Origin of the sequence: Nocardia sp. NPDC058666 (assembly GCF_042714895.1) — a bacterium.
GTDB lineage: Bacteria > Actinomycetota > Actinomycetes > Mycobacteriales > Mycobacteriaceae > Nocardia.
The window spans coordinates 606,960-622,805 of record NZ_JBHXRY010000002.1 but is presented as its reverse complement, the minus strand read 5'-3'; the positions used below and the strand labels follow the sequence as shown (position 1 = coordinate 622,805).

General features: G+C 66.0%; 12 protein-coding genes. 6 read left to right on the top strand and 6 right to left on the bottom strand.

Going from position 1 to position 15,846, the window contains the following annotated elements:
* Positions 1-87: 87 nt before the first annotated feature.
* From glmM to ACFWVD_RS09270, 5 genes are all read right to left on the bottom strand, one after another.
* Positions 88-1,425, bottom strand: a complete 1,338-nt coding sequence (glmM, locus tag ACFWVD_RS09290) for a phosphoglucosamine mutase (protein ID WP_379241503.1) — start codon at positions 1,423-1,425, stop codon at positions 88-90.
* A gap of 137 nt (positions 1,426-1,562) precedes the next feature.
* On the bottom strand, positions 1,563-2,087 hold the full coding sequence (gene rpsI / locus ACFWVD_RS09285) for a 30S ribosomal protein S9 (RefSeq protein WP_379241502.1): 525 nt from the start codon (positions 2,085-2,087) through the stop codon (positions 1,563-1,565).
* Complete coding sequence (gene rplM / locus ACFWVD_RS09280; protein ID WP_379241501.1) at positions 2,084-2,527, bottom strand: 50S ribosomal protein L13; 444 nt, start codon at positions 2,525-2,527, stop codon at positions 2,084-2,086. Before rplM ends, rpsI begins: the two co-directional genes overlap by 4 nt.
* Positions 2,528-2,701: 174 nt before the next feature.
* Entirely contained in the window at positions 2,702-4,000 is a 1,299-nt protein-coding gene (locus ACFWVD_RS09275) for a hypothetical protein (RefSeq protein ID WP_379241500.1), read from the bottom strand.
* A 70-nt stretch (positions 4,001-4,070) separates the two neighbouring features.
* Entirely contained in the window at positions 4,071-6,548 is a 2,478-nt protein-coding gene (locus ACFWVD_RS09270) for an FHA domain-containing protein (protein WP_379241499.1), read from the bottom strand.
* A gap of 107 nt (positions 6,549-6,655) precedes the next feature.
* Between ACFWVD_RS09270 and ACFWVD_RS09265 the strand changes: the two genes are divergently transcribed.
* The gene (locus tag ACFWVD_RS09265; protein ID WP_379241498.1) at positions 6,656-8,101 is read left to right on the top strand and encodes a metallopeptidase; all 1,446 of its coding nucleotides are present in this window, start codon (positions 6,656-6,658) and stop codon (positions 8,099-8,101) included.
* Here the strand turns inward: ACFWVD_RS09265 and ACFWVD_RS09260 are convergent.
* Positions 8,098-9,405, bottom strand: a complete 1,308-nt coding sequence (locus ACFWVD_RS09260; RefSeq protein ID WP_379241497.1) for an FHA domain-containing protein — start codon at positions 9,403-9,405, stop codon at positions 8,098-8,100. The two genes, ACFWVD_RS09265 and ACFWVD_RS09260, sit on opposite strands and share 4 nt — an antisense overlap.
* 129 nt (positions 9,406-9,534) lie before the next feature.
* Here ACFWVD_RS09260 and ACFWVD_RS09255 point away from each other — a divergent pair, with 129 nt between their 5' ends.
* The 5 genes from ACFWVD_RS09255 to ACFWVD_RS09235 all read left to right on the top strand — a co-directional run bounded on the left by ACFWVD_RS09255 (position 9,535) and on the right by ACFWVD_RS09235 (position 15,820).
* Positions 9,535-10,725, top strand: coding sequence for a hypothetical protein (locus ACFWVD_RS09255; protein ID WP_379241496.1), 1,191 nt, complete (start codon positions 9,535-9,537; stop codon positions 10,723-10,725).
* 77 nt (positions 10,726-10,802) lie between these two features.
* Entirely contained in the window at positions 10,803-12,002 is a 1,200-nt protein-coding gene (locus ACFWVD_RS09250) for a hypothetical protein (protein WP_379241495.1), read from the top strand.
* A complete protein-coding gene (locus ACFWVD_RS09245) occupies positions 11,999-13,237 on the top strand; it encodes a hypothetical protein (protein WP_379241494.1) in 1,239 nt (412 codons plus the stop codon). The genes ACFWVD_RS09250 and ACFWVD_RS09245 overlap by 4 nt, the downstream gene beginning before the upstream one ends.
* 187 nt (positions 13,238-13,424) lie before the next feature.
* Complete coding sequence (locus tag ACFWVD_RS09240; protein WP_379241493.1) at positions 13,425-14,630, top strand: hypothetical protein; 1,206 nt, start codon at positions 13,425-13,427, stop codon at positions 14,628-14,630.
* 8 nt (positions 14,631-14,638) lie between these two features.
* Entirely contained in the window at positions 14,639-15,820 is a 1,182-nt protein-coding gene (locus tag ACFWVD_RS09235) for a hypothetical protein (RefSeq protein ID WP_379241492.1), read from the top strand.
* Positions 15,821-15,846: the final 26 nt, after the last annotated feature.

The following is a 15,846-nucleotide window of genomic DNA, read 5'->3' as shown; positions in this document are numbered from 1 at the left end:
CGCCGAGCAGCACACACGCGCCACGAGCACACAGGTCCTTACGGCGTATCCCAATACTAGTTGTCGCGCACCGGACCCGCCAGGCAACTAGACCGCAGCGACCCGTTTGGCCAGATCGTCGGCCAGCTGGCGAGCCTGTGCCGGATCGGTGGCCTCCACCATCACCCGCACCAACTGCTCGGTTCCACTGGGCCGCAACAGAACTCGCCCGGTCTCCCCCAAGATCCGCTCGGCTTCGGCAACCGCGTCGCGCACCTCGGGAGCAGCCGCGACGGCAGCCTTGTCCGACACCGGGACATTGATCAGCACCTGCGGCACGGTGGTCATCACCGAGGCCAGCGACGCCAGCGACGAACGAGTCTGCGCCATCCGCGCCATCACCCGAAGACCGGTCAGCACCCCGTCACCGGTGGTTCCGAACCGCGGGAACACCACGTGCCCGGACTGTTCACCGCCCAGGCTGTACCCACCGCGACGCAGCTCCTCGAGCACATACCGGTCACCCACCGCAGCGGTGATCACGGTGATCTCGGCGGCGCGCATCGCGATATGCAGACCCAGATTGCTCATCACGGTCGCGACCAACGTGTTGTCGACCAACTCGCCGGCCTCGCGCATCGCCAACGCCAGCACCGCCATGATCGCGTCACCATCGACGACCTCACCGGCGGCATCCACGGCAAGACAACGATCGGCGTCACCGTCGAGTGCGATGCCCAGATCCGCACCGTGCTCGAGCACCGCGCTTCGCACATTGTCCAAATGCGTTGAGCCACAACGATCATTGATGTTGAGCCCGTTGGGTTCGGCGTTGATCGCGATCACCGTCGCGCCCGCCTCCCGGTACACCTGCGGCGCCACCTCGGAGCCCGCACCGTGCGCGCAGTCGACCACAACAGTCAACGCGGACAGGTCTTGCCCGGTGGATTCCAGCAGATGCTCGACATACCGCTCGTGCGTGCCCTCGACGGTGTAATCACCACGCACCCGGCCGATGCCCGCGCCGGTCGGGCGTACGGTGACGCCTTCGGCGACCAGGGCTTCGATCCGTGCCTCGATGGCGTCGTCGAGCTTGTGCCCGCCCGCGGCGAAGATCTTGATTCCGTTGTCGGGCATGGGATTGTGCGAGGCGGAGATCATCACGCCGAAGCACGCGTCGTACAGGCCGGTCAGATACGCCACGGCCGGCGTGGGCAGCACGCCCACCGACAGCACGTCGACACCGACGGAGGTCAGGCCCGCGGTCACCGCGGCCTCGAGCATCTCGCCACTGGCACGCGGGTCGCGACCCAGCACCGCCACCGGACGCTTCTTGCCGCGCGAGAGCACCTGCGCCGCCGCGGCCGCCACGCGCATCGCGAGCTCGGGGCTCAGCGACTCGTTGGCAAGCCCTCGAACTCCATCTGTACCGAACAGCCGTCCCATAAACCCTCTACCGTCGTAGGTCCAGATAGCACAAGAGCAGGCGACCAGCCGTGCTGGAAGCCTGCTCTCGCACATGCTCCGCCGACGGTACCGTCTTCACCAAAAGTAAGCGAAGACGGCCCTCGACAGTGCGTAAATCAGCGCTTCGAGTACTGAGGCGCCTTACGGGCCTTCTTCAGGCCGTACTTCTTACGCTCGGTGGCACGCGGGTCACGCGTCAGGAAGCCGGCACGCTTGAGGGCGGGACGGTCGTCCGGGGTGACCACGATCAGCGCGCGGGCAATGCCCAGACGCAGAGCGCCGGCCTGACCCGACGGGCCGCCGCCGACCAGGCGAGCGAAGATGTCGAAGTTCTCGAGACGCTCGACCAGGACCAGCGGGGACTTCACGAGCTGCTGGTGCACCTTGTTCGGGAAGTAATCCTCGATGGTGCGACCGTTCAGTTCGAACTTGCCGGTGCCGGGCACCATGCGCACGCGAACGACGGCTTCCTTACGACGGCCGACGGTCTGCACCGGGCGGTCGAGGGACAGCGGCTCGAAGGCCAGCTCTTCCTCGACGTACTCGGCATCATCGTAGGCTTCGCCGTCTTCGACGATCTCGACGATGACCTCGTCGGTGGCGTCGAATTCTTCGGCTGCGAACTCTTCAGGAGCGGTCACTGGGCCACCTGCTTGATCTCGAACGGAACCGGCTGCTGCGCGGTGTGGGGGTGGTTCGGGCCTGCGTAGACCTTCAGCTTGCCCGCGATCGCGTTACCCAGCTTGTTCTTCGGGATCATGCCCTTGACGGCCTTCTCCACGAGACGATCGGGACGGGTCGCCAACACCTCGCCGACAGTGCGCGACTTGAGGCCGCCAGGGTGTCCGCTGTGGTGGTGGATGAGCTTGTTCTGCTTCTTGTTGCCGGAGATGGCAACCTTTTCCGCGTTGATGATGATGACGAAGTCGCCACCGTCCACGTGGGGTGCGTAGGTCGGCTTGCCCTTGCCGCGCAGCAGGCCAGCGGCCTGCACGGCGAGACGGCCGAGGACTACGTCAGTGGCGTCGATGACATACCAGTTACGGGTAGTGTCACCCGCCTTGGGGCTGTACGTAGGCACAGTGAATCCCTGTCTGTCGTCGGTGTTGCCGGCCCTTGTCGGGTGGATCGAAGCGTCCTGGCGGCCGGTGGAGACCCAGGACATCGAGCTGACGCCGACCCGCGAACGGTTCGACGTTCCACACGCCAACGGGCAACGATACCAGCCACGCATGACCGAGTCCCAATCGGGACGTCAGATCACAACCGGCGGTCCGGGGTCGGTCGCGCGCGGGATGAGGTACCGCAGGGTGTCGATACCCGGCGTCGCGCAGTCGTCGACGAACGTCGCGCGCGCGGTGGCGATGCCTTCGCGCGGGACGGTGGTCGCGTAGGGGGTGAACGAGCAGTTCACCTGCTCGGTGGCCGAGGCGACGGCGGGGTCGGGCAGCAGCGCCACCAACGCCAACGCGCCGACCACGGCCGGGGCACCGAGGAAACCCTTCTTCACCTTGCCCAGCAGCCCGCCACGACTGTCGGCGTCGAGCGCGTGCCGAGGCGTGCTGGGTTGTTGAGCCGGTCCTGCGACGAATCCGGCTGGTCCCGGCGGTTGCGCGGCGGGCGGTGCCGTGGGTTGCGCACCCCACCCGACCTGCGCGGCGACGGCCTGAGCGGGATGTCCGGAAGCCGGATAATCATCCTCCTCGTCGTCTTCGTCAGGCTCGGTGACCAACAGATGCGCCGCGCCCAGAACCAGCGCGTGCATCGGATGATCGGCCACGTGCAGACGCTGCCCGAGATGATTCTGGAAGGCGAAGCGCAGCGCGTCGTTGAAGCAGACATTGCCCGCCAGCAGCACCGTCGAGGTGTCGGCGCCGATCGAGCGGGCCGCGGCCATCGCCTCGATCACCACGTTGTCGGCGGTGCGGGCGTCGCGCAGTGCCTCGGCGCCGACCGGGACCTCGGTGGATTCGGTGGGCTGTTCGTCGTCGCCGTGTACCGCCACGACCAGCAGCGATCGACCGTCGGAGTAGATCCCGGTGGCGCCGACGCCGTTGCGGTGCCGCTCACTGGGCGGGGACACCAGCCCCAGCGCGCGCACATAACCCGACAGCGCCACGCTCTCCGGCAGCGGTTCCACGATCACGTCGAGTTGCTCGACCAGCGCCGCGTACACCTCGACCTTGTCCTCGGGCCAGCTGTCGGGATACGGCAGCGCCACGACCTGCGGCTTGCCCTGCAGGTACTTGCCGATCGAGGCCAGCGGGTTGTACAGCCGCGCGCGGAAGACCAGTTCGGCGGGCCAGGTGGCGCCGGCGATCACGATCTGCGGGTGGCCGAGGATGTCGCGCACGTCGGCGATCGCCATCCCCAGGTCCGGTCGCTGCCGGTCGACACCGGCGGTGTGCAGCCTGCCCGCGGCGTCGGCGAGCAGGTAGGCGGGCGGGGTGTAGGTGCCCTCCACCTGTACCGGGCGGACCGGGTTCGCACCGCCACCCGCGGCGACGGACACCACGTCCCACCCCAGATGTAGGGCTCCAACTCGAACGGTCACAGGATCAAGTGTGCCCGGTCGGCGACGGGCCCGCGCATCATGCCCGCCGAAACGACTCTGACCTGCGCGATCATGCCTGCGACTTCTTCAGTCGTAGTCGACTCCACGTAATCAGAGCCAGAATCGAGGTGATCACGATGACCATCACGATGTCCAACGTCCAGATCCACCCGGTGTGATCCCACAGCGTGTCCGGCTGCGCACCCCAGAACAGGTTGCGCAGATCCACCGTCGACGCCCCCGACGCATACCCCCATCGGGCCGGGAACAGGTACGACACCTGCTCGAGGCCGGGTCGATCGGTCACCGGGATCAGGCCGCCCGCCATCACCAGCTGCACCATGATCATCACCACCAGCATCGGCATGACCTGCTCGCTGGACTTGGCCAGGCTCGACATCAGCAGACCGAACACCACACAGCACACCGCGGTCATCGCGATATCGATGTACAGCTCGATGCTGCCGTTGGGGATCAGCGAACCGGCACCGGGCGCCTTCTTCCCCAGCAGCGTGATCCCGATGAGCACCGCCGACTGCAGGAACGCGACCACGCTGAACACCGCGATCTTGGCCAGCAGATACGCCGAGGGCAGCAGACCCACCGCGCGTTCACGCTGGAAGATCGACCGTTCACCCACCAGATCGCGCACGCTCAGCGTGGCACCCATGAAGCATGCACCCAGAATCAGCACCACCAGCAACTGCTGGGTCTCACTGCCACCGGATCGCGCGAACGACCCGTCGGGTTGCGCCACGAGCGGACCCGGCGCGAAACCGTTCTCACCCGGCACCACCAGCGACAACGCACCGAGAATGAACGGCAACACCAGCAGGAAGATCAGATACCCGCGATCGGCGAAGATCAACCGCACCTGCCTGCGCGCCAACGTCGAGAACTGCCGCATCCCGCTGGACTGCGGCGGCGCCCCCACATTGCCGCGGTTTGGCTGCACCGGCGGTGGCGGCGGCACATACGCCTGCCGGGACCGATACGCCGCGAACACCTGGTCGGGATTGGCCGCGGCCATGGCGAAGATCTCCGCCCAGTCGCTGGTGCCCATCGCCGCACCGACGCCACCGGGATGCCCGGCGAACGCGGTCTTGCCGCCGGGCGCCAGCAGTACTACCTGGTCACACATGTCCAGGCAGGCCACCGAGTGCGTCACCACGATCACCACGCGCCCGGCGTCGGCCAGTTCGCGCAGCATCTGCATGACCTGCCGGTCCAGCGCCGGGTCCAGACCCGACGTGGGCTCGTCGAGAATCAGCAGCGACGGACCGGTGAGCAGTTCCATCGCCACCGACGCGCGCTTGCGCTGACCACCCGACAGGCGATCGACTCGGGTGTCGGCGTGTGCGGTGAGCGAAAGTTCTTGCAGCACACCGTCGATCACCTGCTGGCGATCGGCCTTGGTGGTATCGGGCGGCAGCCGCAGCTCCGCGGCGAAGCCCAGAGCCTGGCGCACGGTGAGCTGACGGTGCAGCACGTCGTCCTGCGGCACCATGCCGATGCGCGAACGCAGCGCCTCGTACTCGGCGTGCAGATTGCGACCTTCGAAGGTCACCACACCGCCCGACGGCTGGGTATTGCCCGCGATCAACTTCGACAGCGTCGACTTGCCCGCGCCCGAGGGCCCGATCAGCGCGGTCAACGTGCCGCGCCCGGCCGTCAGGTTCACGTCCACGAGCAACTGCTTGTTGCCCTCGACGGTGAACCCGACCCCGTGCACCGACAGCCCCTGCTCGGCCACCGGCTTCTGCCGCAACGCCAGCGCGCCCTGCGTGACCGCGAAGTCGACGTTGCCGATGGTGACGATGTCGCGCTCGCGCAGCACCACGCGTTGCTGACGGTGACCGTTGACGAACGTGCCGTTGGCCGACCCGAGGTCCTCGATGACCAGGCCTTCGGGCGAGGACAGCAGTTTCGCGTGCGCCCGCGAAGCCAGGGGGTCGTTGACCACGATCTGGTTGTCGGAGGTGCGGCCGATGCTCAGGCCGCCGGGCGGAATCCTGTCACCGCGCGCGACCGGTTCGGTCGAGGCGGCCTTGCGGACCGGCGGCAGCATCGACGAGTCGGCGCGGCGGGTCATGTTGATGTTGTCCTGCGGCTGCGAGGGCAGCTGCGACGTGGCGGGGTACTGCGGACGCGCGGGCGGCTGGAAGCCGGGACGCTGCTGTTGCGGGCGCTGCTGCGAGGGCGGCGCGACCATGGTCTGCGCGTGCCGTGCGGCGGGCGCGGCGGGCACCAGATGCAGCAGCGGCCCCGTGATCGCGTCGCCCAGGCGCACCTGCGTGGGCCGGTCGATCGAGACAGGCTGGTTCAGGCGGCGTGCGTCGACGAAGACCCCGTTGGTGCTGCCGTTGTCGGCCAGCACCCACGCGCCGTTGGCGAAGCGCAGGGTGGCGTGCACGCGCGAGACCAGCGGACTGTCCACGAACAGGCTGACCTCGGGCGCGCGGCCCATGGTGATCTGCTGACTCGCTTCGAAGACTCGTTCGGTTCCATCATGGCGCACTGTGATGGTCTGCGCCCCCGGTGAAGACATGGAGCGGATACTATGCCATCGCCCGGACATCGGCGGTGCCCCCGAGTTGGCTTCAGTCCCGAACCGGCGCTCGACCTGCATGCGTGACCGGCCGACCAGGGGGATCAATGCCGAAAGCTCAAGTGTTCATTGCCATTTCCGTCGCGCTGTGTGCGCTGCTCGGAGTTGGTTGCACGCGGGCGATCGACGGGCACGGCGTCTCGATCTATGACGATCCGTTCCAAGTGGCGGGATTGCCGACCACCGGCGGGCCCAACGGACCGCGTCCGAACGTGCCCGATTCGTCGCTGACCGCGTCCAACGGTGACGGCGGTGACGTGGACACACTGGCGCTGAACGCGATCGACGACATCCAGTCGTACTGGCAGGCCGGTTTCGGCGCGGAATTCCCCGGCGAAACCTTCGATCCGGTCGAGAAGTTGATCTCCTGGAACGCGCGCGCCACCCGCAGCCAGTCGGTGGAATTCTGCTCAGAAACCACCTACCACCTGGTCAATGCCGCCTACTGCCGCACCGACAACTCCATCGGCTGGGACCGCGAGATGCTGTTGCCCACCATGAGTGAGACCTTCGGCCCGATGTCGGTGGTGATGGTGCTCGCGCACGAGTACGGGCACGCGATTCAGACCATGGCCAAGATGGTCACCAAGAAGACCAAGGTCCTGGTGAAGGAACAGCAGGCGGACTGTTTCGCGGGCGCGTTCATGCGTCATGTCGCGGAAGGCAAGTCGAAGCACTTCACGATCAACACCTCCGACGGTCTGAATTCCGTTCTGGCCGCGACGGTTTCGATTCGCGACTCCGATCCCGACGACCCGGAGAGCGTGCACGGTTCGGCCTTCGAACGCGTCACCGCCGTGCAGATCGGGTTCACCGACGGACCGCGCGGCTGCAAGGGCATCGACGAGGCCGAGATCGACTCGCGCCGCGGCAGCCTTCCGCAGAGCTTCTCCGGCGATTCCGGTCGCGGCGAATACCCTGTCTCCAAAGCGAATTTGGTCGAACTGAGCAAGGCCCTGCAGGCGATTCTGCCGGTCAAGCAAGCCCCCACCTACGACTACGCGGGCTCGGGCATCGACTGCGTGGACGGCGCGGTCACCGACCCGGTCACCTACTGCCCCGCCAAGAACACCATCGCCACCGACGTGCCCGGTCTGGCCGAACGCGGCAAGACCGACACCGACGACGACGGCCCACTGCCGGTGAAGGTCGGCGGCGATTACAACGGGTACGTGGTGTTCATCTCCCGCTACACGCTGGCCGTGCAGCGCAGTCAGGGGCAGGAGTTGACCGGCGCGAAGACCGGGTTGCGCGCGGCCTGTCTATCCGGTGTGGTCACCGGTCAGCTCGCGCGATCCGACCGCCCGGTGAGCGAGGGTGATATCCAGCTGTCCGCGGGCGATCTCGACGAGGCGGTGTCGGGGTTGCTCACCGACGGCCTCGCCGCCAGTGACGCCGAAGGCAAGACCGTGCCCAGCGGATTTTCCCGTGTCGACGCCTTCCGGGCAGGCGTGCTCAACGGCGAAACCACTTGCCTGTCAAGGTATTCCTAGCCGAAAGGCGGGGGTGCGGCCGGTTCGTAGCGCAACACCCGGTTGCCGATCATCACCTCGGTGCCGGGGATGAGCACCACCGGCTGATTGGGAGTCAGCCGCACCCAATCCCGATACCCGGGATGCCGGCTGCGAGTTCCGTTGGTGGAACCGCAATCCAACAGCTGCACATCCCAATTCACCAGGTGCACTTCGGCATGCGCGCGTGACATCCCCCCGGAGGTGTCGTCGATGCGCAACGGGATGAGTCCACGCTGGGCCGCCTCGGAGTTCTCCGGATCGCGCCCGATCACCGCGTCGGCGGCCATCAGGTAGGTCATGCCGTCATCGAGCACCAGCATCCCCAACGGCGGCCGCACGACCTCGGCCAGCGCTTGCGTCTGGTCCACCGGCATCCCGCACACCGTGCAGAACGCCGAGCGCGGATCGCTGGGATGCGCACGCGCGCACTTGAATCCCATCACCTTCACCACCAGCACCGTTGACTTGGCCGTGGCCTCGAGCCTGCGCTGCAGGTCGGGATCAGGTTCGGGCGCGGGATTGGTTCCCGCGTGCGGCGGCTGGGCCAGTGGCGTGTCGACCGTGCCATGCGAAGCGCCGGTGACCGCGTCCATCATCGACGTGGTGGGCTGCATCCCCGTCGCGGGCTGCTCGATCGGACGTGAATCCGCTTGCGCCGCACGCGGTTCGCGATCGATGCGCGCGGTAGCCGGTGGGGGCCTTCGTGTTCCGCTCGCAGGCTCCGCGGTGCGCACATGACTGCGCACATCGTTGGACCACATCACCGCGCCCCCGGCCTGCGCGATTCCTTCGACCAGCCAACCGATTCCGCGTTCGGTCGGCATATCCGGGATGCGCCCCTTGGCATCGTCGACGAACAGCGCCACCGCCTTCGCGGGCTCCGAAGCCACCCGATCCACGGTGAACGCCGCATCGCTGCCGCGGTAGTACTGCGGCCCACGCTCATCGGCGAGCACAGCGGTGACCGACCCGTGCAGGAAGATCGCCACCCCACCGTTGTCCGCGGCCGACAGCACCCCGAAATCGATCGGCACCCCCGGCGAGATCTGCTCGGCGTACTTCATCAGCCACCGCGTGGCCTCGCGCGCCACCACCGACCCCGGACCCGACGGCGACTGCTCGTGCGCGTCACGCACCAACTCCGCCAACGACTCCAGCGCGATAGCCGCGACATCGCCGGGCGCGAGCCTGCCCGGTGCTCGATGGGCGACCACGATCACCGCCCCCGCGACCCGCGCGACCGCATGACTTCCGAGCACCACTTCGACCTGCCGATCCCTCACAGGTATCGGCCTCGCAGCGCAGAGGTGACCATGACATCCAGAGTATGGCAAGCACCCCGCTTCGGTCCCCCTGGGCGGGCGCGGTCCGGTAACTTGGTACCTATCGCGGCAGAACATCGGGGGCTTGTGATGATTCGTTCGACCACACTTCGCATCGCACTCGCCCTGGCCGGCGCCCTACTCACCGGTTGCGCCGTCACCGGCACACCATTACCCGGCGAACCCGATGTGCGCGGCCTGGAGACCGGCGTTTTCGCCGTCGACCGGCACGCCTACACCGCCACCGCCGGCGACAAAGGCCCCCTCGTGGAGGGCATGCGCATGTCCGCGGCGGTGGTGCCCACCGTGCGGATCGACCCGTCACTGTGGCACGGCGGCGGCGACGCGGTGGTCCCCGACGTCGAACGCGCCCTGGATTTCGTCGCCAACGTCTCCAAACCCGTTCTGGAGAACCGACAATTCATCACCGGCTACGCCGTGCAGGGCGCCGACAAAGCCGACCTCGACGACGACAACCGCCCCGTCCGCGAAATCACCGCGGTCACCAACTTCCTGCTGCGCTTCCCCACCGCCGCGGCCGCCACCCTGGCCGCCCGCGAACTCGAAGACGTCGACCTGGCCGTATCGCCCGACAACCGCAAACTCGCCTCCACCAAATACCCCGAGGCCTACATCCATTGGCGACCCGGCGTTGCCACCGTCGGCGCCTTCTACGCCCACAAAGAGTTCGTGATCTCCCTGTTCCTGCAACGCCCCCACGCCGACGCCACCGACCTCACCGCCTGGGTCGACAAAACCCTCGCCGCCGAACTCACCCAACTCGCGAAATTCACCCCCACCCCCACCGCCGAAATCCCCGACCTCCCCGTCGACCCCACCGGCCTACTCGCCCGCGCCGTAGTCCCCGTCCGCGCCACCATGCACCCCGACGAAGACACCTTCGCCACCTACGCCCCCGAACACCTGATCAACAAAGCCGCCGACCTGTCCACCCGCCAAACCCTGGTCGACACAACACAAGTCGAGGCCTACGCCACCGTAGAAGGCGGCTTCGTCACCCGAGTCCGCGACCACCCCGCCACCCAATCCCTCATGCAAGGCCTCATCACCACCGCCCCCCACTACGACCCCATCACCGCCCCCACCGACGTCCCCACCGCCACCTGCCACAAACTCAACGACAGAGGCAAAGAGGACAACTTCGCCTACCGCTGCTACGTCTCGTACAAGCGGTACCTGGCGATGATCAGCGCAGACACCGAACCTGAAGCGCGGCAGAAGATCACGGCGCAGTACGCACTGCTGGCGAACAGTTTGTGAGTTCGCGACCTACCCCCTCCCCCACGCCGGTGACGTAGGATTCCGCCCGACCATCGTTTCGGGGAGGGATGATTGCCGTGCGTTCGAGCAGACCTGTCAGAGCAGCATGTGCCGCACTCACGGCCGCGTTGCTGACCACCGTCGCCGCCTGCGGGTCAGCAGACAGTCCACAGGCTGTCGACCCGCCGGTGGACCTGGCCGCACTCGACGTCGGCAACTATCCCACGCAGCCGCGCCGGCTCGGCACGGTCACGAGCATGCCTCAGGCCCGATGGATCGAGGCCGAACGTCTCGGCGACTACGTCCCGACACCGGGCGACATCGACCCGCGGTTCGTCCACGCCAATCCGTGGATGGCGTCGGTGTTTCTCGAGCCCGACAAGTCGCTGGGTAGGTTCATGGCTATCGACCGATTCGCTGAAGCCGCACCGGATTTCATCGGCGGATTCGTGAGTTCGGGTGAGAGCGAACCCAACAACGACGGCATCGAACTCGTCAATGCCGTGATGATCTTTCCCGACGAACAGCGGGCCGCCGCCGCGGCGATCGCGCTGGAACAGCTCGACTTCGGCTATGCCGCCAATCAACCGATCGAAATTCCCGGATATCCTGCGGCGAAGGCACATTGGCAGCCGCACAAGCAATCGATCGGATCTTGGTACGCGACCGGCCATCTCGTGGTCTACACCTGGATCTACGACTACCCGAAGATGTTTCTGAAGCAGGTCGACAAACAGGCGTTGCTCGACCTGACCCGCAAAAGCCTCGACACGGTCGTCCCGTCGATCGCGGAGTTCACGCCGACCCCCAGCGACAAAATGCTCGAGCTCCCGCGCGACCGCGAGGACATCCGAGCCCGCACCCTGCCGCGTCCCAAAGACGATGGGTGGATCAACCCGCCAGGTGCCTACGCGGCCCGAACCTCCAGACATTTCGCGAGCAACCCACTGGAGGTCGCGCAGTTCATCGACGAGAACGGCGTCGACCTGTATTCCGTCGACGGCGCGGAGGTCTATCGAGCCCGTGACGTCGCGGGTGCGCAAGCCGTGCGAGACGAAATGGGCGGGCTGACAAGGAAGTTCACCAGAACAGCCGCACCGAAGGATCTGCCGACAGCGCTGTGCAAGGAATACATCGGCAGACAGAAACGCCTCACCATCCGCTTCTACTGCGCGGTGTCCTACGACCGCTACGCGGCCTACACCTGGTCGAACCAACTGCTCGACGCCCAACAGCGAATCTCCGCCCAATACGCATTGCTGGTGAACACGAAATGAGAATCCGCCACGCCTTGCTGGCCGCCACCCTGACAACGGTTCTGACCGCCTGCGGGTCCGCCATGACCGGTACCGCGCTTCCCGGCGAAACCGACATCCGCGCCCTCGACACCGGGTCCTACCCCGTCGAGCCGCTCAACGCCCACGACGACGATCCAGTGCTGCCGTTCAGCGAACGCTACGAGGTAGCAGCGCTGCGCCTGGCCGAGTACGTGATCGACCCGAGCACGATCGACCCCCAGATGAAGTACGGCACCGACGCCGGTACCGCGTGGAGCACGGTTGTTCCCTATTCGATGGGAATGCACGATGGCATGGACGCTGTCGCGGAGAAGCACACGATGCTGTTCGGCTTCGAATCCGGCAGCGCCTCAGTCGACAAGTCGATCTATTCCGCCTTCGACTGGCCGTCCAAGCAACCCGACAACAAGTTCACCGCCAACATCACGGTGCTGCAGTTCCCGGACGCGGCACGCGCTGCCGCGGCGGCGCAGGAGTTCTACGACGTCGATTTCGGTATCCAACAAGGCAAGAGCCAGCAGGTGGCGCTGTCCGTACATCCCACCGCCCACGCCCACTGGCACCCGGATTCCCCGTTCCTGCGCGTGTTCATGCCACACGGGAGCTACGTGATCGCCGTGCTGCTCTCGGTGGACTCCCCCGATCTCGCCGCCCTCACCGAGCGCACCGAATCGGCGCTCACCAAGCAGATCCAAGCGCTGACCGCCACCGCCCCACTCACCCAAGAGCAGATCCTGGCCCTGCCATGGGACCCCGATCACGTCCTCATGCGCACCCTGAACCCCGACAAATCAACCAGCCCCGACGCCGCCGGCGGCGGCTACATCCTCACCGGCAAGCAGGGAGCGGTCCACTTCGGCACCGGCGGAGTCCTCCCCAGCGACCGGGGCTACGTCGACAAACAGCTGACCCGCATGGAAGCCCAACAGGTCGGAATCACGAACGCCGCCATGGTCATTCGCACCCCTTCTGCGGACATCGCAGACCGCGCGCTCACCGAGAAGCTGTTCCCCTGGCCGGTCAGACTCGACACCGACCCCGCCCCGAAGGTCCCCGACACGGTCTGCGTCGAGAATCGGCGATCGGAAGCCGTCGAACGCTTCAGCTGCCTGGTGGCCTACAAGCAGTACGTCGGGATCGTCAGCAGCGATCAGCTTTTGGACGTCCACCAGCGTGCGGCCGCACAGTACGCACTGTTCGCCAATACCCGATGACCCACGGACACGACCGCACCGCGCTCCTACTCGACGACCGCACTCCCGCACACAGCGCGCCCGTGTCGGAGTCGAGTAGTATCCTCGCCGAACACAAGGCCCGAAGCGGCCGACCGACCAGGCCACCGACCACCGTGCCGCGCCGAGTCGGCACCGCCACGGCATCGAGTAATCACGGGGGGATCCGATGAAGTTGCGAACAAGGCTGCTCATGCTGGCCATGGTCGGTACCGTCGCGACCGCCGGTTGCGCGTCGACGGTGCAGGGCGCTGCGGTGCCGGGGATGTCTCCTGTCGATATCTCGACGTTGCGGCTGGGCAGCTTCTCGCCCGAGCCCACCACCTATGTGCTGCCCCGGTCATCGACACCCGACGACGTTCGCAGACACGAGTCGAAGCGAATGCTGAACTACACCATCTTGTCGACCGATGTCGATCCCGAGATCGACAAGGTAATCGGTGTGGAGGCCTTCACCGCTCCTGGTGATCCGTTTCGGGCCCCGGTCCTTCCGGAGAAGTACCGAGCTGCGATGTTCGACAACAAGCTCGTCGCGGGCACGTACGTCGTGCGGACCAACGGCAATATGCGCAGTCTCAAGAAGCTGATCATTTCAGTGCTTCGGTTTCCCACCGAGCAGGCAGCGAGCAAAGCCGGCGACCAAATGGTCCAGGCCACGCTGGACGAGCCGTCGCACGTGTTCGCTGTCGACGGCCATCCCGACGTCAAAGCATCGTCGAAGGACTGGTCGACGGGAACTGCCTATGTGACCAGGGGAAGCTACCTGCTGGTCACCAACTACTCGCTGCCCCAACCCGATGAGACCAAGGTCAAGACGAACCTGAAGAAGGCCCTTGACCTGCAGCTGGCCAAAATGGCCGACCTGAAACCGACACCGTTCGAAGATGTCCTCGACATCCCGTTCGACCCCGACGGCATCATGCGACGAGCCATGCCCGAGGCCGCCGATTACAGCGACGTGTTCTCGAACGACCTCGACTTCTATGCCTACGCGCCATCGGGTCACTTGCACTTCGAACGGAATCCGGCGCTGATGAAGCAGGCATACGCCGACAGCGGCGTCGACCTGATCGGTCGACGCGTCGGGGTCGTTTACCGGGCAAAGGACCTCGCCGGGGCATTTCGTCTGCAATCGGCACTGGTGACACTGGGCAAGAACGATGAGGAAATAGACCCGCCGCCGGGTCTGCTGGATGCCCGTTGCATCCAGCTGTACGAGAAAGACAACCTCCGCCATTACGACATGCTGTGCGCGGTTGTCCGCGACCGCTATGTCGGCGTCGTGGTTTCCAAGTCCAAGGTGACCGGAACAACCAACCCCGCCCTGTACGAAAGGGCGGCAGCCCAATACGCCGTCCTGGCCAGGAGCGAGTGAGAACAACCATGAGACTTGATTTGCGACTCTGCGCCGCCCTCCTCGCGATTGTCACCGTTGCCACCGGATGTGGCGGTGACAGTGAAGCTGCCACGCCCACAATAGATTTGAACCAGCTCGATACCGGAAATTACCAGTCGGCGCCCCGCGACCCGAATACCTCCAAAGCGGACGACACCGGCCAGGCGATCGAAGCCGTCCGCCTCGGCGCGGCCGTTCCGCTTCCCTACGATGTGGACCGCAGCTACAGGTTCCAGCACATGAGCTCCCCGACGCCCCGCGTCACCTCGAAGATCCCCGGATCGATGAGCAGGATCGACGAGGACGTGTTCCCAGAGGTCACCAAGGGGCTCATCGTCGGCTGGGAAACCCAGGGCAACCGTCGCGCCCAATCCATCCTCGGCCGCCAGGCATCGATCAAGGTCTATCGATTCGGCACTGCAGCCGAGGCCGCGACCGCTGTGCAGCGCATCCCGGAGAAGCAACAGGAACGTGGCGCGGGTCGCAGCGTAGATATTCCAGGATTTCCGAACGCTCGCAGCAACTGGGCCGGAACTTCGCTCGACTCGTGGATGGCACAGGACACGATGGTTTTCGGTGTGCGACTGGACGATCCGATGACCGAACCCGCGGATCCCGCTGCCGGTATCGAATTCGTGAGCAAGGCCTACACCAAGATCATCGAGATGCTGCCTGGGTACGTCCCCACCCCGGTCGACAAAATCGCCGCCTTGCCGATCGACACCGACGGAATGCTGAGTCGGACACTGCCCAGCGATAAAGACATGTGGGTCGGCAAGCTGCCCGTGGGCGCCGTAGGACCCGCACAGACCGTGCTGCCCTACGACAACACGCCTGGCACCACCAAACCCGCTTTGGTCGATGCCGGTGTCGACCTGGTCTCGAGCGACTCCGACTACTTCATCGTCTACCGGGCAGAGAACGCCAAAGCAGCGGAACGTCTCCAGGCTGCGCTGATAGCGCCACATCTCGATGATGTGAAACCTGTCGACAGCCCCCGCAACCTGCCCATCGCCGCCTGCTACGAGCCGAAGGAGGACACCTTCATGGTCGAAGCGATGTGCTTCGTCGCGTATGACCGGTACCTAGCGCGCGTAACCGGATTCAATATCCAGGAGGTCAAGCAGCAGATCTCCGCCCAGTACAAGATGCTCGCGGTCGACCGCTGACTGCCGTGCGTCCACCCTGCAGAATC

Excerpts from the sequence above, each read along its gene's own strand:
- glmM (WP_379241503.1), bottom strand. The coding sequence starts at position 1,425 with ATGGGACGGCTGTTCGGTACAGATGGAGTTCGAGGGCTTGCCAACGAG.
- ACFWVD_RS09270 (WP_379241499.1), bottom strand. The coding sequence starts at position 6,548 with ATGTCTTCACCGGGGGCGCAGACCATCACAGTGCGCCATGATGGAACC.
- ACFWVD_RS09265 (WP_379241498.1), top strand. The coding sequence starts at position 6,656 with ATGCCGAAAGCTCAAGTGTTCATTGCCATTTCCGTCGCGCTGTGTGCG.
- ACFWVD_RS09255 (WP_379241496.1), top strand. The coding sequence starts at position 9,535 with ATGATTCGTTCGACCACACTTCGCATCGCACTCGCCCTGGCCGGCGCC.
- ACFWVD_RS09245 (WP_379241494.1), top strand. The coding sequence starts at position 11,999 with ATGAGAATCCGCCACGCCTTGCTGGCCGCCACCCTGACAACGGTTCTG.
- ACFWVD_RS09240 (WP_379241493.1), top strand. The coding sequence starts at position 13,425 with ATGAAGTTGCGAACAAGGCTGCTCATGCTGGCCATGGTCGGTACCGTC.
- ACFWVD_RS09235 (WP_379241492.1), top strand. The coding sequence starts at position 14,639 with ATGAGACTTGATTTGCGACTCTGCGCCGCCCTCCTCGCGATTGTCACC.